General features: G+C 36.5%; 19 protein-coding genes. 12 read left to right on the top strand and 7 right to left on the bottom strand.

Annotated features, from left to right (window positions below):
• Positions 1-447: 447 nt before the first annotated feature.
• The 5 genes from thrS (at position 448) to I215_RS14060 (ending at position 4,801) form a co-directional block, all read left to right on the top strand.
• A complete protein-coding gene (thrS, locus tag I215_RS14080) occupies positions 448-2,394 on the top strand; it encodes a threonine--tRNA ligase (RefSeq protein ID WP_008992658.1) in 1,947 nt (648 codons plus the stop codon).
• Between the two features lie 28 nt (positions 2,395-2,422).
• The gene (gene infC / locus I215_RS14075; RefSeq protein ID WP_083852520.1) at positions 2,423-2,971 is read left to right on the top strand and encodes a translation initiation factor IF-3; all 549 of its coding nucleotides are present in this window, start codon (positions 2,423-2,425) and stop codon (positions 2,969-2,971) included.
• A gap of 93 nt (positions 2,972-3,064) precedes the next feature.
• Positions 3,065-3,262: a 50S ribosomal protein L35 gene (rpmI, locus tag I215_RS14070; RefSeq protein WP_008992656.1), complete on the top strand. Its 198-nt coding sequence runs from the start codon at positions 3,065-3,067 to the stop codon at positions 3,260-3,262.
• 128 nt (positions 3,263-3,390) lie between these two features.
• A complete protein-coding gene (rplT, locus tag I215_RS14065) occupies positions 3,391-3,735 on the top strand; it encodes a 50S ribosomal protein L20 (protein WP_008992655.1) in 345 nt (114 codons plus the stop codon).
• A 238-nt stretch (positions 3,736-3,973) separates the two neighbouring features.
• On the top strand, positions 3,974-4,801 hold the full coding sequence (locus tag I215_RS14060) for an HAD family hydrolase (RefSeq protein ID WP_008992654.1): 828 nt from the start codon (positions 3,974-3,976) through the stop codon (positions 4,799-4,801).
• Here the strand turns inward: I215_RS14060 and I215_RS14055 are convergent.
• Genes I215_RS14055 through purD form a run of 3 tightly spaced genes read right to left on the bottom strand, consistent with a single transcriptional unit; the run spans position 4,782 to position 7,809 of the window.
• Positions 4,782-5,204, bottom strand: coding sequence for a secondary thiamine-phosphate synthase enzyme YjbQ (locus I215_RS14055; protein ID WP_008992653.1), 423 nt, complete (start codon positions 5,202-5,204; stop codon positions 4,782-4,784). The genes I215_RS14060 and I215_RS14055 overlap by 20 nt on opposite strands.
• A 21-nt stretch (positions 5,205-5,225) precedes the next feature.
• Positions 5,226-6,527 (bottom strand): hypothetical protein, encoded by a 1,302-nt coding sequence (locus tag I215_RS14050; protein ID WP_008992652.1) that lies wholly within the window; start codon positions 6,525-6,527, stop codon positions 5,226-5,228.
• 10 nt (positions 6,528-6,537) lie between these two features.
• Complete coding sequence (gene purD / locus I215_RS14045; protein ID WP_008992651.1) at positions 6,538-7,809, bottom strand: phosphoribosylamine--glycine ligase; 1,272 nt, start codon at positions 7,807-7,809, stop codon at positions 6,538-6,540.
• A gap of 316 nt (positions 7,810-8,125) precedes the next feature.
• Between purD and I215_RS14040 the strand changes: the two genes are divergently transcribed.
• The 7 genes from I215_RS14040 to secA all read left to right on the top strand — a co-directional run bounded on the left by I215_RS14040 (position 8,126) and on the right by secA (position 16,708).
• Positions 8,126-8,665, top strand: a complete 540-nt coding sequence (locus tag I215_RS14040; protein ID WP_008992650.1) for an RNA polymerase sigma factor — start codon at positions 8,126-8,128, stop codon at positions 8,663-8,665.
• 7 nt (positions 8,666-8,672) lie between these two features.
• The gene (locus tag I215_RS14035) at positions 8,673-9,176 is read left to right on the top strand and encodes a hypothetical protein (RefSeq protein ID WP_008992649.1); all 504 of its coding nucleotides are present in this window, start codon (positions 8,673-8,675) and stop codon (positions 9,174-9,176) included.
• An 85-nt stretch (positions 9,177-9,261) separates the two neighbouring features.
• Entirely contained in the window at positions 9,262-9,720 is a 459-nt protein-coding gene (locus tag I215_RS14030) for a hypothetical protein (protein WP_008992648.1), read from the top strand.
• A 68-nt stretch (positions 9,721-9,788) separates the two neighbouring features.
• Complete coding sequence (locus I215_RS14025) at positions 9,789-11,654, top strand: ABC-F family ATP-binding cassette domain-containing protein (protein ID WP_008992647.1); 1,866 nt, start codon at positions 9,789-9,791, stop codon at positions 11,652-11,654.
• 674 nt (positions 11,655-12,328) lie between these two features.
• Positions 12,329-12,904 carry a cob(I)yrinic acid a,c-diamide adenosyltransferase gene (locus I215_RS14015; RefSeq protein ID WP_008992645.1) on the top strand — a complete coding sequence of 192 codons (576 nt, stop codon included), beginning with the start codon at positions 12,329-12,331 and terminating at the stop codon, positions 12,902-12,904.
• A 142-nt stretch (positions 12,905-13,046) separates the two neighbouring features.
• Positions 13,047-13,268 carry a DUF2795 domain-containing protein gene (locus I215_RS14010; protein WP_008612884.1) on the top strand — a complete coding sequence of 74 codons (222 nt, stop codon included), beginning with the start codon at positions 13,047-13,049 and terminating at the stop codon, positions 13,266-13,268.
• 83 nt (positions 13,269-13,351) lie between these two features.
• A complete protein-coding gene (secA, locus tag I215_RS14005) occupies positions 13,352-16,708 on the top strand; it encodes a preprotein translocase subunit SecA (RefSeq protein ID WP_008992644.1) in 3,357 nt (1,118 codons plus the stop codon).
• A 392-nt stretch (positions 16,709-17,100) separates the two neighbouring features.
• Here secA and trxA read toward each other — a convergent pair whose 3' ends face one another.
• Genes trxA through I215_RS13985 form a run of 4 tightly spaced genes read right to left on the bottom strand, consistent with a single transcriptional unit; the run spans position 17,101 to position 18,227 of the window.
• Positions 17,101-17,400, bottom strand: coding sequence for a thioredoxin (gene trxA / locus I215_RS14000; RefSeq protein WP_008992643.1), 300 nt, complete (start codon positions 17,398-17,400; stop codon positions 17,101-17,103).
• Positions 17,378-17,608 (bottom strand): DUF6132 family protein, encoded by a 231-nt coding sequence (locus tag I215_RS13995; protein ID WP_008992642.1) that lies wholly within the window; start codon positions 17,606-17,608, stop codon positions 17,378-17,380. Before I215_RS13995 ends, trxA begins: the two co-directional genes overlap by 23 nt.
• Entirely contained in the window at positions 17,608-17,844 is a 237-nt protein-coding gene (locus I215_RS13990) for a hypothetical protein (protein ID WP_008992641.1), read from the bottom strand. Before I215_RS13990 ends, I215_RS13995 begins: the two co-directional genes overlap by 1 nt.
• Positions 17,845-17,855: 11 nt before the next feature.
• Positions 17,856-18,227, bottom strand: a complete 372-nt coding sequence (locus I215_RS13985) for a rhodanese-like domain-containing protein (RefSeq protein ID WP_008992640.1) — start codon at positions 18,225-18,227, stop codon at positions 17,856-17,858.
• Positions 18,228-18,268 lie beyond the last annotated feature (41 nt).

Below are 18,268 nucleotides of genomic sequence, written 5' to 3'. Positions count from 1 at the left end.
GAAAATAAATTGAAAAAAGATTAAAATGCTTCCATCATACTAATATACCTGCTCACATTCGCATACTTCAGCAACCATTAAAAAAAACTCTCCCAACCCTTCTCCATCATATAATACAGTATTCGTTTGACCCCAGAGACTAATTCACCCCTTACCTTATTAAATAAGACTAACCACCACTGTTATAAACCAAGCAATCCAGAACTAGGCTTTAAAGAATCATCCAGTTCAACACTATATATAAGTAAACAGCTTCCTTTATATAGTACAACCGTTATAATAAGGAAGGTGAGAAGCAGAAAAGCCAGCTCAAAGAAGTAATTTACAAACAAAACGATCAATCCAGAAAAAAAGTTTACGCTTTAGACCTCTTAAGCTATATTAATAGTTGTATGCGTAAAGTCTTCGACTTATCTTTGCCCCCTAAAATTAAATGATTATACCAATATGATTAAGATTACTTTACCCGACGGATCGGTTAAGGAGTTCGAAAAAAACAGCACTCCGATGGATGTGGCACGTAGCATTAGTGAAGGATTAGCTCGCAATGTAATATCTGCAAGCTTCAATGATCAAAAAGTTGAGACGACCACCCCACTAACCACCGATGGGAATCTTATTCTATATACATGGAATGATGATCAAGGTAAACAAGCCTTTTGGCATTCCACCTCACACATAATGGCTCAAGCTATTGAGGAGCTATACCCTGGAGTACAATTAACCATCGGCCCTTCTATTGAAAATGGTTTCTATTATGATTTAGAGGTAGGTGAACATGTAATTTCCGAGAAAGACTTCCCAAAGATCGAAGCCAAGATGATGGAAATTGCTCGTGGCAAACACGACTTTAAGATGAGAGCAGCTAGCAAAGCTGAAGCGTTGGAGTTTTATAAAAAACAAAACAACCCGTTCAAAGTTGAACTTATAGAGAATCTTGAAGACGGAACAATAACCTTCTGTGATCACGACACTTTTACAGATTTATGTCGTGGTGGACATATTCCTAACACTGGAATTGTCAAAGCCATCAAATTGTTATCGGTTGCAGGGGCCTATTGGAGAGGTGATGAAAACAAACCACAACTTACTCGTATTTATGGAATTTCCTTTCCAAAGCAGAAAGAGTTAAAAGAATACCTTGAATTACTTGAAGAAGCTAAAAAGAGAGATCACAGAAAACTAGGTAAAGAATTAGACCTTTTCACCTTCTCTAGTAAAGTAGGTCAAGGACTGCCACTATGGCTTCCTAAAGGTGCAGCATTAAGAGCGCGTCTTGAAGAGTTTCTAAGAAAAGCCCAACAAAAAGCAGGTTACGAACAAGTGGTCACTCCACACATTGGACAGAAAGAACTTTATGTCACCTCTGGACACTATGCTAAATACGGTGAAGACAGCTTTCAACCTATACATACGCCAAAGCAGGATGAAGAATTTCTATTAAAACCAATGAACTGTCCTCATCACTGTGAAATCTACAACTCAAAACCATGGAGCTATAAAGACCTTCCTAAGCGTTTTGCTGAGTTTGGTACCGTATATCGTTACGAGCAAAGTGGTGAATTACATGGCTTAACTCGAGTAAGAGGGTTTACACAAGATGATGCACATATCTTCTGTACTCCAGATCAGCTCGATGAGGAATTCAAAAATGTCATTGACCTTGTACTATATGTATTTGGTTCTTTAGGATTTGAAAACTTCACTGCTCAGGTATCTCTAAGAGATCCACAGAAGCCAGAGAAGTATATCGGAAGTGATGAAAACTGGCAAAAAGCCGAAGAAGCTATATTAAACGCTGCCAAAGAAAAAAATCTTGATTATGTAGTTGAGACAGGTGAAGCAGCTTTTTACGGTCCAAAGTTAGACTTTATGGTCAAGGATGCTTTAGGAAGAAGTTGGCAGTTAGGTACCATACAAGTTGACTACAATCTCCCAGAGCGTTTTGATTTGAACTACAAAGGAAGTGATGACAAATTACATCGTCCAGTGATGATACATCGTGCACCTTTTGGTTCTATTGAAAGATTCGTAGCTATTTTGTTGGAACATACAGCAGGAAATTTCCCATTATGGCTCATGCCAGAGCAGGCTATAATATTGTCAATCAGTGAGAAATATGAAAAATATGCCGAAAAAGTTTTAAATTTATTAGAAAATAACGAAATTCGCGCCCTCGCCGATAACAGAAATGAAACGATCGGCAAGAAAATTCGTGATGCAGAAGTCAATAAGATTCCTTACATGATTATTGTTGGGGAACAGGAAGAAAAAGACAATACAATCTCTGTAAGAAAACACGGAGAAGGCGACTTAGGTAATATTAGTATTGAAGATTTCACCAATTTGATAAATTCAGAAATCAGTCGTACATTAAAGAAGTTTGAAAATTAAGTTTAATTAAAATTTAGTAACCATAGCAATTAAAAGATTTAACAGAAACGCTCGAAGAAGAGAAGAGAAAAACCCTCATAGAATCAACGGCGAAATTCGTATACCAGAAGTGAGATTGGTTGGCGATAATGTTGAGATGGATGTTTACCCGACAAAAGTAGCCCTAAGTAAGGCGGAAGAGTTGGGTCTTGATCTCGTTGAGATTTCACCAAATGCCAAACCTCCTGTTTGTAAAATAATGGATTATAAAAAATTCCTTTATGAACAGAAGAAACGCGATAAAGCTTTAAAGGCAAAAGCCTCTAAAGTTGTGGTAAAAGAAATACGTTTCGGTCCTAATACAGATGATCACGATTATGAGTTTAAAAAGAAACATGCTGAAAAGTTCCTTAAAGAAGGTGCTAAATTAAAGGCGTATGTATTCTTTAAAGGTCGTTCGATTGTTTATAAAGACCAGGGAGAAATCCTCTTATTGCGTTTGGCTTCCGAATTAGAAGACCTCGGTAAAGTTGAACAAATGCCCAAATTAGAGGGTAAACGTATGACCATGTTTATTGCACCTAAGAAGGTAAAATAAGCTAGTTACATGTAACAATGAATTTGGAACCCTTTTGAGGATGTCCAAACTGAAGATAATAAGCGCGATATACATAAATAAATATTAGGAATTATGCCTAAAATGAAAACGAAATCCAGTGCCAAAAAGCGATTCAAGCTAACCGGTACAGGTAAGATTAAAAGAAAGCATGCTTTTAAGAGTCACATTTTGACGAAAAAATCTAAAAAGCGTAAGCTTGCACTTACTCATACTACTTTAGTTGATAAAGCAGATGAGTCGAGCATTAAAGAACAATTACGTTTAAAATAATTGTTCTTTCGGTTCAATTAATATTGTTTAACCCTGGAGTCAGGCTCATACAAGAATTTTATAGGACTTCACCTGCAAGAGCATTAGAAGTCTAACCATAAAATCGCCTGCTACAAAAAATTAAAATTATGCCACGATCAGTAAATTCAGTAGCTTCAAGAGCACGAAGAAAAAAAGTGATGAAGCAAGCAAAAGGCTACTACGGTAGACGTAAAAACGTTTGGACGGTTGCCAAAAATGCGGTTGAAAAAGCGATGTTATATTCGTATAGAGACCGTAGAAACAAGAAAAGAACTTTCCGCGCTTTGTGGATCACCCGTATCAATGCAGGTGCTCGCTTACACGGATTGTCCTATTCACAGTTTATGGGGAAATTAAGAGCTAATAATGTCGAACTTAACCGTAAGGTTTTAGCCGATTTAGCTATGAACAACCCAGAAGCTTTTAAGGCAATTGTCAATAAAGTAAAGTAAACGTTTAACAACATATGATATCCGCTTATAAAAATCCAGCTTAACAGCTGGATTTTTTTTATAGACATTTAGCTATAACATGGAAAGCACCAAAAGGTCCGTCATTGACTTCCTGTTGACATTTTAGATTTAAAGAAACTCTCACCAGAGCATCGCCTTGAATAAATCATAACAAAGGCTTAACTAATTTTAAGCAAAGATTGCTTACTTTTGCTAGTTGAAAAAATTGACAAGAAAAATGAATTTAGCCCAAGTAAAACTAGTGGTTACCGATATGGACGGAACTTTACTCAATGACCAAGGTAAAGTAAGTAAGGAATTCTACTCCGTATTTAAAAAACTCAAATCTCATAATATTCACTTTGCAGCTGCTAGCGGTAGACAGTATTACAGTATAGCCAATAAATTATCCCCTATAGTGGATGATATAACCATAATTGCTGAGAATGGTGGAATTGCTAGAAGAGGACAAAAAGAGTTATTAGTAACTCAAATGGACAAGGAAAGAGTATTTGAATTAATCACATTACTTAGGACCGTTAAAGACTCATACATCGTTCTATGTGGTAAAAAATCTTCCTATATTGAAACTACCAACGAAACATTCATTAATTTATTCAATGAGTATTATGCGAGATACCAACAGGTGGATGACTTAACTGCTGTGAAGGATGATGAATTCGTAAAGATTGCTGTCTACCATTTTGAAAGCTCTGAAGAGTTCATATATCCTTCGGTGAAACACCTTGAAGACGAACTCCAAGTAAAAGTATCTGGTCCAAATTGGGTGGATATTTCACACCCCGATGCACATAAAGGACATGCACTGCAGCTTTTACAAGAGAAACTCGGATATACACCAGAGCAAACAATGGTTTTTGGTGATTATAACAACGACTTAGAAATGTTAGGTTTAGCAACATATAGTTATGCTATGGAAAATGCGCACCCTGATGTTAAGAAAGTGGCGAATTACAGCACAAAGAGTAATGAGAATAATGGGGTTGAATACGTATTGGAGCAACTCATAGAAGCGATAGAATCGGCTAAGCTCCAAAAGCTGTAAGCACTAAAGAACGAGAGCCACCATAGTCACGGTGTTCACATAGATATACTCCTTGCCAAATCCCAAGGTTTAGTTCTCCATTGGATATTGGAACATTTACCGAACTGCCTAAAACGGAACTTTTGATATGGGCAGGCATGTCATCTGGTCCTTCATAGGTATGAATATAGTATGGCGCCCCCTCTGGTATCATTACATTAAGATGACTTTCAAAATCTACTCGAACACTGGGGTCCGCATTTTCATTTATAGTAAGACTCGCAGAGGTATGTTTGATAAACACCTGTAACTGGCCAACTTTAATTTTTTTAAGCTCTGGGAAATTCTTTACAATCTCATCGGTGATAATATGAAACCCTCGCTTCTTGGGATTAAGTCGTATTTCCTTTTGAAATATATTCACAATTAATAGTCTTTTTTTAGTTTAAGTCTTTTGCTTTTTCTTCTTCGCAGCTGGAAATAAAACATTGTTGAGAATTAATCTATATCCAGGCGAATTCGGGTGCAATTCTAAAGCTGTCTTTGGATCCCCTACCCTATGTTGATAATCCTCTGGGTCGTGACCTCCATAAAAAGTAAAAAATCCACTTCCTTTTACTCCGTGGATATAACGCGCCTCCCCATTAACCTTGTTCTCTGCCATCACCAGTACTGTTGGTTTAATGGTCGAGGGACTATAAGCCGTAGTTTGCCCCATAAACCCCTTGATTAAAGCCGTGTGGTTTTGACACAACATAGTAGGAACTGGATCCCATTTGGCTGAGAACTCCATCAATGTAAAATAGTCAGTATCACGTTGAACAGTTTTTCTTTTAGAGGTCATGTCAATAGAAGAGAATTCATATTCCAAAGGGTTTCTACTAAGAATAAAATCTTTGAAAGCAAAAGTGTTACTAAAATCGAGTTTCGATTGATAATTCCCCTCAGAGGGATCCCCATCAAACATAGCCTCACATATATCGACTCCTTCAGCGGAGAGGGCGATGTCAAAACTATCTGTTGCCGAACACATGGCAAACATAAACCCCCCACCGACAACGTAATCCCGTATCTTTAAAGCCACTGCTAATTTTTGTTGTGAAACTTTCTGATATCCTAGTTCAGTTGCCAAAGCCTCTGCTTCTTGTTTCTCCTGAATATACCAAGGTGTGGCACGATAAGCACCATAGAATTTACCATATTGACCTGTAAAATCTTCATGGTGAAGATGTAGCCAGTCGTACTGTAACAAACGATCCTCAAGAACTTCCCTATCATATATCACCTCATAGGGGATTTCTGCATATGTTAAAACCATTGTTACGGCGTCATCCCAAGGACGATTACTTTTGGGTGAATACACCGCAATTTTTGGTGCTTTTTCCAAAATTACTGCATCTTGATTCTTTGATGGACTGCTAATCTCTTCAAGCAAATCTTCAGTAGCAGCATTACTTAATAGTTCAAAAGAAACACCTCTTATCTTACACTCATTTTGGATTTGCTCATTGTTCATTATTAAAAAAGCCCCACCTCTATAATTCAGCAACCACTTAACCTTTTCATTTTTCGACAAGACCCAATAAGTGATACCATAGGCTTTTAAATGATTCTCTTGTCCTTGAGAGTCCATGGGAATTAAAATGTAAGAAGCCCAAGCACTAGGTGCATAAATAAAAAACAAAAAAAAGAGGCATCCTAATTTTAAGATTCCTCTCTTTTTTTTATTTGATTCTATGTTTTGCATCTTTTTTATTTTACAAATCGAATCCTATATCTTTTCTGTAGTACATCCCTGGAAAATCAATCTTTTCAAGATTCTTATAGGTAGTTTTTAGAGCTTCTTTAAAGTTCTCACCATATGAAGTTACTGCCAATACGCGGCCACCTGCACTTACTACTTCTTGATCATATAATGTTGTACCTGCATGAAATACCACCGAATCTTCAATGGATTCCAAACCAGTTATAACCTTTCCCTTTTCATATGCCTCAGGATATCCCCCTGAAACACCTACTACTGTTGTTGCAGACCGCTGGTCGAGTTCCAAGTTTATGGAATCTAATGTACCATTACCAACGGCTTTAAAAACATGTACTAAATCATTTTTAATTCTTGGAATAACAACTTCGGTCTCTGGATCGCCCATACGAACATTGTATTCAATAACAAATGGTTCCTCTGCTACTTTAATCAGTCCTATAAAAACAAAACCTTTATAAGGAATGTTATCCTTTCCAAAACCGTCAATGGTAGGCTTTATGATTCGTTCTTCGACTTTCTGCATAAAAGCCTCATCCGCAAACGGCACTGGTGAGATAGCGCCCATACCACCAGTATTTAATCCTGTGTCACCTTCTCCGATGCGTTTGTAATCTTTCGCCGTTGGCAGGGTTAAATAATTTTTTCCGTCAGTTAGAACAAACACACTGAGTTCAATTCCACTTAAAAATTCCTCGATAACTACCTTATTGCTAGCCTGACCAAATTTAGCATCAATCAGCATGTTTTTCAACTCGGCTTTTGCCTGGTTTAAATCCTGAAGAATTAGTACTCCTTTACCTGCAGCTAATCCATCAGCCTTTAAAACATAAGGAGGTGTCAGGGTGTCCAAAAACGTATAACCTTGTTCAAGATCTTCGGCTGTAAAACTCTTATAAGCTGCCGTTGGAATTTGATGCCTAGCCATAAAGTCCTTAGCAAATTCTTTACTCCCCTCTAAAATTGCACCTGCTTTTTGTGGTCCGATTACTGAAATTTCCTTTAAGGCTTCATCTTGTAAAAAGTAATCATGGATTCCATTAACCAGTGGATCTTCTGGCCCAACCACAACTAAAGAAATATCCTTTTCAATGACAAGATCTTTGATTTTATCAAATTCATTTACCGAAATTGGAACGTTCTCAGCAAATCCAGAAGTCCCAGCATTGCCAGGAGCAACATATAGGTTATTTAATAATTCACTTTGTGCTATCTTCCAAGCAAGGGTATGTTCCCGTCCCCCCGAACCAATAATCAGTATATTCATCAAGTATAATTTTGATCATTTAATTTTGTGCTGCCAAAGTTACCCAGAGCATTTACAAAAACATAATTTATTTAAAGAAAAAACAACCCTAGTCTGCTTTGTGATAGCATCGTAGTTTACAATCCACCTCAAATGACTTTTTTTATTTACAACATGTTCACATAAAAATTAACAAAGCTTTTTTTTGCACCAAAGGCAGCCAATCCCACAGCTTACAATTGAAATCATCTCCTGTTAATTACCGATATTCTTCCATCAATATGTTAAGAATTAAACCTTTTGCGTAAATTAGTGTCTAATTTATAAATCAAGACAATTGCGGGATAATATCGTCATAAAAGAGCTCAAGAGCAGTACAACTCAGGAAAAAGCTTTTAAGACTCTTGTGGAAAAGTACAAGGAGCGACTATATTGGCATATTCGAAGAATTGTTCTTGATCATGATGATGCGGATGATGTGCTACAAAACACCTTTATCAAAGTATATAGAAATATACAATCCTTTAAAGAGGACAGTGCAATATATACTTGGATGTATCGTATTGCTACCAATGAGGCACTTAGTTTTTTGCAAAAAAGAGCTAAATTTTACGATACAACTAGTCAGGAGTTACAGCAGAAAATGATAGAAAATATAAAGGCTGACGAATATTTCGATGGAGATGAAATTCAGCTAAAATTACAAGAAGCTATTTCAACACTACCTGAAAAGCAGCGAATAGTATTTAACATGAAATACTTTGAAGAACTAAAATATGAAGATATGTCAGCAATATTAGAAACCTCAGTCGGTGCTTTAAAAGCATCGTATCACCATGCAGTAAAGAAAATTGAAATGCAGTTAACAAAATTGTAAACAAAGGATGAAAAGGAAAGTATCAAAAAATAAAATAGATTTTTCAGTACCTGAAAACTATTTTTCTGACTTTGATAAACGCTTAGAGAGTAGCATAAGTACCTCTGAGGTAATACCAAAAGCCACTGGGTTTACTGTACCTGAAGGATTCTTGGATGATTTTGAGAACCGTGTTTGGAGCCAAATCGACCCAGGTACTACAAGAGATAAAACGGTCAAAGTGCGATTTTTATATGCAATGAGTTCCATTGCTGCAATTTTAATCCTAGGATTTCTATTGATCAAACCAGCGAGCACACTCACCACAGAACAAGCCGACGAGCTTACATCCTTTGACGTCAAAACATATATTGATGACGGTTTTATCAACTTAAACACCTATGATATCATCGATACTTTTGAAGGCGTTTCATTAGAAGATATTCAAATGACAGATCCGATTCCTAGAGAAGAAATTATCGAGTACTTAAATCAAAATAATGTCGATAATTACACCCTTACCTTTGAATAAAATTATTCTTCTGCATTTGGAAGAACTAAACAAGAAATAACAATTCACAAATAAAACATCGTTAGATAATAGATCACAACGCAAAATGAAAAAATATATCCTTGTACTACTACTATTAGTTTTTGTTATTGGGCAAGGTATGGCTCAAAAGAAAACTAAACGAGATTACATAAAGTCCCTAAAGATTGCCTTTATGACGGACAATCTCAACCTTACCACAGAAGAGGCGCAGAAATTCTGGCCTATTTACAATAATTATGAGGATCATAAATACGCCGAAGTTTACAAGGAGTATAAGGGAATCAAACATCTGTTAAGAGATAAAGAGTTTGGTGATGTTTCAGAGGCACAGGCTAAGAGGACCCTTGAGAAGCTGATCGACATTAAAAAAAATAGCTTAGAACTGGAAAAGAAACTCTTTGATGACCTATCTGACATCATGCCATCAACAAAAATATTATACCTTAAAAAGCTTGAGGATGATTTCAATCATAAACTACTTGAAAAGCTAAAAAAAGAGTATCACAACAAGGAAGAAAAGTAAACCTTAATTCATGCATAGACTATGTGTAGTGAGCTATAAATTGCTTTACTTTGCAAAAACTAAAGTCTGTGAATTATTTATCCGTTGAGAATGTCGCCAAATCCTACGGCGAACGCATTTTATTTTCCGACATATCATTCGGGATCAATAAAGATCAAAAAATTGCTTTTATTGCCAAAAATGGAACGGGCAAGACATCGCTTTTGAATATAATTACAGGGTTGGACAGTCCAGACAGTGGAAAGGTAATCTCCCGTAATGGTATCCGCATTTCTTATCTTGCTCAGGAACCTGATCTAAACAATAATTTAACGGTAGAAGAAACCATCTTTGCCTCGGATAACAATATCTTAAAAACCATACAACAATACGAGAGTGCACTTGAAAACCCAGAAGATGAAGAAGCCTATCAAAAAGCTTTTGAGCAGATGGAAATCAAAAACGCCTGGGATTTTGAAACCCAGTATAAGCTCATACTCTCACAATTAAAACTGGACGATCTTCACCAGCGTGTTAGCAGCCTGTCAGGAGGACAAAAAAAACGATTGGCCCTAGCCACTATCCTGTTAAATAGCCCTGATCTACTCATTCTCGATGAGCCGACTAACCACCTTGATTTAGAAATGATAGAATGGTTGGAACAATACTTTGCAAAGGAAAATATAACCTTATTTATGGTTACACACGACCGCTACTTTTTAGAACGTGTATGCAATGAAATCATCGAGTTAGAAAATGGACAGATCTACCAATACAAAGGAAGTTACTCCTATTATTTGGAGAAGAAAGAAGCCAGGATACAAGCAGAGCAAGCCTCTGTCGAGAAAGCAAAAAATCTTTATTCAAAGGAATTGGAATGGATGCGCAGGCAACCAAAAGCCCGTACCACCAAGTCCAAGTCTCGAATTGATGATTTCTTTATAATAAAAGAAAAAGCACACAAACGTCGGCAAGAGCACAAGGTGCAACTGGAAATCAATATGGAGCGCCTAGGAAGTAAGATTGTCGAATTTCACAATGTCTCCCTATCCTTTGGTGATAAACCTATTTTAAACAAATTTGACTACACGTTTAAAAAAGGAGAACGCATTGGAATTATAGGTAAAAATGGAACCGGGAAATCAACATTTCTTAATGTTCTTACCTTAAAAGTAAAACCAGACGGTGGCAAGGTGGTCATTGGTGAAACCGTTAAGTTTGGCTACTATACACAAAGTGGAATACAATCTAAGGAAGGTCAAAAAGTCATCGAAGTAATAAAGGAATTTGGAGAATTTATCCCCTTGACCAAAGGTAGACAAATCTCTGCTGCACAGCTTCTTGAGCGTTTTTTATTCGACCGAAAAAAACAATACGATTATGTAGAGAAACTAAGCGGAGGTGAACTTAAGCGCTTGTATCTCTGTACTGTTTTGATACAAAATCCAAACTTTTTAATCCTAGATGAACCTACCAACGATTTGGATATCGTTACTTTAAATGTACTAGAATCCTTTCTACTGGACTTTCCAGGTTGTTTAATTGTAGTTTCTCACGATCGTTATTTCATGGACAAAATAGTGGATCACCTATTTGTTTTTAGGGGTGAAGCAGAAATTGAAGATTTCCCTGGAAATTATTCAGATTTTAGAAGTTATGAAAACAGTGTCGTTACAGAAAAAGAGACCAAACCAAGTACAGAAACCAACAAGAAGACCTGGAAAAAAGATCAAAATAACGCCCTTAGCTACGAAGAACAGAAAGAATACAAACGTCTAGAACGAGCCATTGTTAAGCTGGAAGATGAGAAAAAGGAAATCGAAAGTGTTTTTGCCAATCAAGCTCTCACTGGAGAGCAAGTAGATGAATACTCTATTAAACTACAAAAAATCATAAATGAGATTGATGAAAAAACTGCAAGTTGGTTTGAGTTATCAATGAAAATGGATTCCTAATTCTCTAATTTTAGAAATGTTATTAAGCCTTTCATATCTAAATTATTTATGGACATCGAGTAATCAACATGGCGTCCACTCCCCTTTTGTGTATCAATTACTTACAAAGGCATTATACAGAAAAAATAATATCCCAATATATGATTTGCTCTTAAGTTGGAAAGACAAATATCACATAAAAGATTCTAGGAAAATAAAGATCTTGAATCGCTCTCTTAGCTATTTAAATAATGACTCATTTAAATCTGTTCATACAGGCTGCTTTACCCAAGATCGTACACAGTATGTAAACATTTTGGAACATTCCATTGAAGAAATTGAGCAAAAGCTTACCAAAGCTCCCTTTATTATAGTGGATAATATTGACAAAGAGAACCAAAAATGGAAACACCTATGTCAGCGTACTACAATAACATTAAGTGTAAATTTTTATAACATTGGTTTTCTATTTTACAAACCAGGACAACACAAAGAAAATTTTAAAATTAGAATATAATACTGTATCTTTTACTAAAGTCAAATTTATGGAAACAAGCATTTTATGGATCATTATAATTGCCGTTCTTTTTGTATTGGTATGGTTAAACCATAAGAGAAACATGAAAAAACTTAGAGGGCGAAATAAACAAGATTTTTATAAAAGATACCGAAATAAAAGAAATAACTAAGCCATTTTGAAAATATACACTAAAACAGGAGACAAAGGCAATACGTCACTATTCGGAGGAAATAGAGTGGCAAAACACCATATTCGCATTGACGCTTATGGAACTACAGATGAGCTTAATTCTTGGTTGGGGCTAATACGGGATCAAAACATTGATCAACACTACAAAGACAATCTCATAAAAATTCAAAATCATCTATTTACACTAGGTTCTATTTTAGCCACACCAAAAGATAAGCTATTTTTGAAAAACGGTAAAAAGCGCTTGAATATCCAATGGATCGAGCAAGAGCATATTGAGTTCTTAGAACAAGAAATAGATCTCATGGATCAGAGTCTTGAGCCAATGACACATTTTGTATTACCAGGCGGGCACACTACAGTGTCATACTGTCATGTTGCCAGAACTGTTTGCAGACGTGCTGAACGAAATGTAAGCCATTTAAATGAAAATGAAACAGTTGATCCATTTGTTCTGCAATATTTGAATCGATTGTCTGATTATTTGTTTGTGTTGGCACGAAAGTTGTCTTTTGAGCTTCAAGCCAATCAAATATTATGGGCTCCTGATAAAGAAAGATGAAGAATTACTTGTTTTTATTAATGATCCTTCATTAAATCATCAGAAATAGTACGTTCTTAGAAATAATATATAAATAATGCAAATTTTACTTGACTTTTTACTTTAAAAATTTATTTTTGCACAAAACTAAAATCAATAGCAAATGTATTGGACATTAGAACTCGCGTCGTATTTAGATGATGCACCTTGGCCAGCAACAAAAGATGAGTTAATTGATTATGCTATTAGAACCGGAGCCCCATTGGAGGTTGTGGAGAATCTACAAGCCATGGAGGATGAGGGTGATATGTATGAATCTATTGAAGAAATTTGGCCAGATTATCCTACAGAAGAGGATTATCTCTGGAATGAGGATGAATATTAACAAACACATTAACATTATAAAGCGAAAAAGTCTCTAAAGAGGCTTTTTTTTTGCTTAATTTTGAATATACAAATCAAACAAACATGAGTTTACTCAATTCCGTATTAAAAGCTTTTGTCGGTGATAAAGCGAAGAAGGATGTTAAAGAGTTACGTCCTCTAGTGGATAAAATTCACGCCTTCGAGGATGCACTTTCAGTTCTATCAAACGATGAATTGCGCAATAAAACACTTCAATTCAAAGAAAAAATAAAGGCTTCAAGAGCTGATATCGACCAAAGAATCAAAGAATTAAAATCAGAAGCTGAGTCTTCTAAGGATATTGATAGAAATGAAGATATCTATACAGAGGTAGATAGCCTTCAGGAACAGGGGTATGAGATCACTGAAAAAGTCCTCAATGAAATCCTTCCAGAGGCCTTTGCAGTGGTGAAAGAAACGGCTAAACGCTTCGCTGAAAATACAACTATAACTGTTACTGCAAGTGAATTTGACAGAACTTTATCTGGATCAAAAGAATATGTAACTCTTGAAGGAGACAAAGCCGTTTGGAAAAATTCCTGGGATGCTGCTGGTAAAGAAGTAACTTGGGATATGATCCATTACGATGTTCAGCTTATCGGTGGTATTGCACTACACCAAGGTAAAATTGCAGAGATGCAAACAGGTGAAGGTAAAACATTAGTTGCAACTCTACCAGTATACCTTAATGCTTTGACAGAAAATGGTGTTCACCTAGTAACAGTGAACGATTACCTGGCTAGAAGGGATAGTGCCTGGATGGGACCTTTATTTGAATTCCACGGAATGTCTATCGATTGTATTGACAACCATAAACCTGGATCTGTAGGTCGACGTTTGGCTTATGAAGCAGACATTACATATGGTACTAATAACGAATATGGGTTTGACTACCTTAGGGATAATATGTCACACACTCCAGATGAATTAGTACAACGTTCACACAACTATGCCATCGTGGATGAGGTGGATTCGGTACTTGTGGATGATGCTCGTACACCACTTATTATTTCTGGACCTGTCCCACAAGGAGACCGTCACGAGTTTAACGAATTAAAACCTAAGGTAAGCGACATTGTTGCAAAACAAAGACATTATCTCAATGGAGTTTTAGCAGAGGCTAAAAAACTTATCGCTGAAGGCAACGTTAAAGAGGGAGGAATCCAGCTATTACGTGTGCATCGTGGATTGCCTAAAAACAAAGCATTGATCAAGTTTTTAAGTGAAGAAGGAATCAAACAGCTTCTTCAGAAAACTGAAAATCATTATATGCAGGATAACAACCGTGAGATGCCAATTATCGACCACGAATTATGGTTTGTTATCGATGAAAAAAACAATCAGATTGAATTAACTGATAGAGGAATTGAGTATCTCTCAGGGGATGCTGACGCTGAGTTCTTTGTGATGCCTGATATCGGAACAGAAATCGCTCAAATCGAGAAAAAAGGATTACCAGTTGAAGAAGAAGCAGAACTTAAAGAGGAACTCTTCAAAGACTTCTCCATTAAGAGTGAACGTATTCACACCATGAATCAATTACTCAAGGCCTATACCCTATTTGAAAAAGATGTAGAGTATGTGGTTATGGACAATAAGGTCATGATTGTTGATGAGCAGACTGGACGTATTATGGATGGTCGCCGATATTCTGATGGATTACACCAAGCTATTGAAGCCAAGGAGAACGTCAAAATTGAAGCAGCTACTCAAACATTCGCCTCGGTAACCCTTCAAAACTATTTCAGAATGTATAAGAAGCTTTCAGGTATGACGGGTACTGCAGTTACAGAAGCTGGAGAATTCTGGGAAATTTACAAACTAGACGTTGTTGAAATTCCTACCAACAGACCAATAGCTCGTGATGACAAACAAGATCTTATCTATAAGACCAAAAGAGAGAAATACAATGCGGTGATCGCTGATGTCGTAAAGTTAGTTGGTGAAGGTAGACCTGTACTTGTGGGTACAACTTCAGTTGAAATATCTGAGCTACTTTCCAAAATGCTAACCTTTAACAAGATCCCTCATAATGTTCTTAATGCGAAAATGCATAAAAAAGAAGCAGACATTGTAGCTGAGGCTGGAAATCCAGGTGTGGTTACCATTGCTACGAATATGGCGGGTCGTGGTACCGATATTAAATTGATCAAATCAGTGAAGGATGCCGGCGGACTAGCAATTATCGGAACAGAGAGACACGATTCTAGACGTGTGGATCGACAGCTAAGAGGTCGTTCTGGTCGTCAAGGGGATCCAGGAAGTTCACAGTTCTATGTTTCTTTGGAGGATAACCTAATGCGTTTATTCGGCTCAGACCGAGTAGCAAAGATGATGGACCGAATGGGTCTTGAAGACGGAGAGGTAATACAGCATTCTATGATGACAAAATCCATAGAACGTGCGCAGAAAAAAGTTGAAGAAAATAACTTTGGTGTTCGTAAACGTTTGCTAGAATACGATGACGTGATGAATGCACAAAGAGAAGTTGTCTACAAACGTAGAAAACACGCACTGCAAGGAGAAAGGCTTAAAGTTGATATTGCTAATATGGTTTTTGATACCACAGAGGCTATTGTAGAAACTAATAAAGCTGCAGATGATTTTAAAAACTTTGAATTTGAACTCATCAAATACTTCTCTATAACCTCACCAATTTCAGAGGCTGAATTCAAAAGTAAATCAATTAAGGATATTACCACGATTGTTTACAAGGCAGCCCTTGAGTACTACCAGAACAAGGTTGAGCGAAATGCTCAAACGGCATTCCCGGTAATTAAAAACGTTTATGAGAATCAAAATAATCGATTCGAGAGAATCGTAGTTCCTTTTACCGATGGAATGAAGACCTTAAAAGTGGTCACTAACCTCAAGGATGCTTATGAATCAGAGGGTAAAAAATTGGTTTCAGATTTTGAGAAGAACATTACCCTTGCCATTATCGATGATGCTTGGAAAACGCACTTGAGAAAAATGGATGAATTGAAACAATCAGTTCAGTTGGCTGTTCACGAGCAAAAAGATCCATTACTGATCTACAAATTCGAAGCTTTTGAGCTCTTCAAAACAATGATTGACAATGTCAATAGAGAGGTCATTTCCTTCCTATATAAAGGGGAATTACCTACCGAAGACGCGCAGGATATCCAAGAAGCGAAAGTGGTAAAGCAAAAAGAAAATTACCAAACTTCTAAGGAAGAAATTCCAAATAGCGACGAATTGGCAGCGCAGAACAGAGCTGCTGGACAAAACCAGCAACGTGCACAAATTACTGAGACCATTGTAAGGGAACGTCCAAAAATTAACAGAAATGACCGAGTTACTGTCAAAAACGTAGTTACGGGCGAAAATAAAAGCATGAAATTCAAACAAGCAGAACCTTTACTTTCAAAAGGTGAATGGGTGTTGGTTGAAGAGTAATCCACTTTTTTAAAATTTTATTAAAAGCAGTAGATAATTTCATGTCTACTGCTTTTTTTTGTTCAAAAAGATTAGTTTAACCTAAATAGGTTCATTAAGAGTAGCTTACAAGAGCCGAAAGTGTTATCGGTAACGATTTAGTAATGGTGCTTATTGCATTTTCTTTCCTTTAATTACCTTGTAAATCAATAGCAAGTATAATGAATCTATTAGACTTAAAGCCACATTTCATTAATTGAATTTTGTGTTTTCAAAAGTAGTCTTTCCAGTCACTTCATACTGCATATTTTTAAAATCAGTTCCACAGGTGGGTTTAAAAAATGAAAAAAAATATTCCCACAGTGGGGTTAAACTGGGGGAACATTATCGCTTATTTTTGGAATTTTTGTGTGTTAATTAGGAATAAATTCCTTTATCAAACGTTCTAATTCGTTAGCGGGAAACACGCCTGACTGTCGCCATTTAATCTCACCATTTTTAAAAATGGCTAAGGTGGGCACACTTCTTATCTGGTATTGTGTCGAAACTTGTGGATTTTGATCCACATCAATTTTGATAATATCGGCAGTATCGCCTATCCGTTGTTTTAGTTCTTCCAATATGGGAGCCTGCATTTTGCAAGGGCCACACCATACCGCAAAAAAATCCACCAAAACCGGCTTATCCTGATTAATTATTTCCTGAAATGTCATTCTTTTCTTTTTTATTGTTTTTAAACATAGAGAATACCAAACCTCCCATTACCGAGCCATATAATGTGCTATTGATTGGATTGGATGTAATGACACAAGTACCCGAATTACATCCTACAAATTTCCAATAGAGAAATCCGGCAATTGCACCAATTGGTACGCCAATGATGGTTAAAAGGTTCTTTTTTATAAATGTCTGCATCATCATTATTTTACTTCTTCATAGGTGATGTCTTCCGTATTTTTGGCTTTGCTTGTAGAATATGTTGTATTGCATCCAGCAGCACCGCAACAGCCAATATTAAACAGTGGCATTAGTGTAAATAATCCACCTAAGGCAACAAGCATCAATTGCTGTGCCTGAATGCCTTGAACGATGATCACAATTCCCAAAACCAGACGGATAATCCGCATGAAGTTCCAGCCTCTTAAATAGTTTTTCATTTGTCTGCTTTTTAATTATTAGAAATTAACGAGTTAACATTTTGCCAGGTGCCGCCATTGACAACGTTTTTAAAACCGTTTTTTTCTAAAATACTTTTTGCCTGACTACTCCGGTTGCCACTTCTACAAAATACAACAATGTTTTTCTTTCCTTTGAATTTGGAAAGTTGTCCCGAAATTTTGTCTAATGGAATGTTGACAGCTCCCTTTACACTTCCGGATGCAAACTCGGAAGGTGTACGGACATCAACCAAATAGGCATTGTCTGCAAGTACTTCTTTTAGTTCTGTATTGTCTTTCTGACCGAAAAGATTTTTAAAAATTCCTAACATAACTACTCCAATTATAATAATGAGAATGAATTTGACACTTTGTTTTTGCATCTTTTTTTTTATTTATACCGTTGAGTGAAAAAGTGATGTGT

The organism is Galbibacter marinus (genome assembly GCF_000300875.1).
In the GTDB taxonomy this organism is placed as follows: Bacteria; Bacteroidota; Bacteroidia; order Flavobacteriales; family Flavobacteriaceae; genus Galbibacter; species Galbibacter marinus.
Note: the sequence above shows the minus strand (reverse complement) of the source record. Positions and strands in the feature narration are given on the sequence as shown.

Bases quoted from the DNA above. Each gene is read 5' to 3' on its own strand.
- I215_RS14060 (WP_008992654.1), top strand. From the start codon at position 3,974: ATGAATTTAGCCCAAGTAAAACTAGTGGTTACCGATATGGACGGAACT.
- I215_RS13995 (WP_008992642.1), bottom strand. From the start codon at position 17,608: ATGATGATGCAGACATTTATAAAAAAGAACCTTTTAACCATCATTGGC.
- rplT (WP_008992655.1), top strand. From the start codon at position 3,391: ATGCCACGATCAGTAAATTCAGTAGCTTCAAGAGCACGAAGAAAAAAA.
- I215_RS14010 (WP_008612884.1), top strand. From the start codon at position 13,047: ATGTATTGGACATTAGAACTCGCGTCGTATTTAGATGATGCACCTTGG.
- thrS (WP_008992658.1), top strand. From the start codon at position 448: ATGATTAAGATTACTTTACCCGACGGATCGGTTAAGGAGTTCGAAAAA.
- trxA (WP_008992643.1), bottom strand. From the start codon at position 17,400: ATGACATTTCAGGAAATAATTAATCAGGATAAGCCGGTTTTGGTGGAT.
- rpmI (WP_008992656.1), top strand. From the start codon at position 3,065: ATGCCTAAAATGAAAACGAAATCCAGTGCCAAAAAGCGATTCAAGCTA.
- I215_RS14035 (WP_008992649.1), top strand. From the start codon at position 8,673: ATGAAAAGGAAAGTATCAAAAAATAAAATAGATTTTTCAGTACCTGAA.
- I215_RS13990 (WP_008992641.1), bottom strand. From the start codon at position 17,844: ATGAAAAACTATTTAAGAGGCTGGAACTTCATGCGGATTATCCGTCTG.
- I215_RS13985 (WP_008992640.1), bottom strand. From the start codon at position 18,227: ATGCAAAAACAAAGTGTCAAATTCATTCTCATTATTATAATTGGAGTA.
- purD (WP_008992651.1), bottom strand. From the start codon at position 7,809: ATGAATATACTGATTATTGGTTCGGGGGGACGGGAACATACCCTTGCT.
- I215_RS14030 (WP_008992648.1), top strand. From the start codon at position 9,262: ATGAAAAAATATATCCTTGTACTACTACTATTAGTTTTTGTTATTGGG.
- secA (WP_008992644.1), top strand. From the start codon at position 13,352: ATGAGTTTACTCAATTCCGTATTAAAAGCTTTTGTCGGTGATAAAGCG.
- I215_RS14050 (WP_008992652.1), bottom strand. From the start codon at position 6,527: ATGCAAAACATAGAATCAAATAAAAAAAAGAGAGGAATCTTAAAATTA.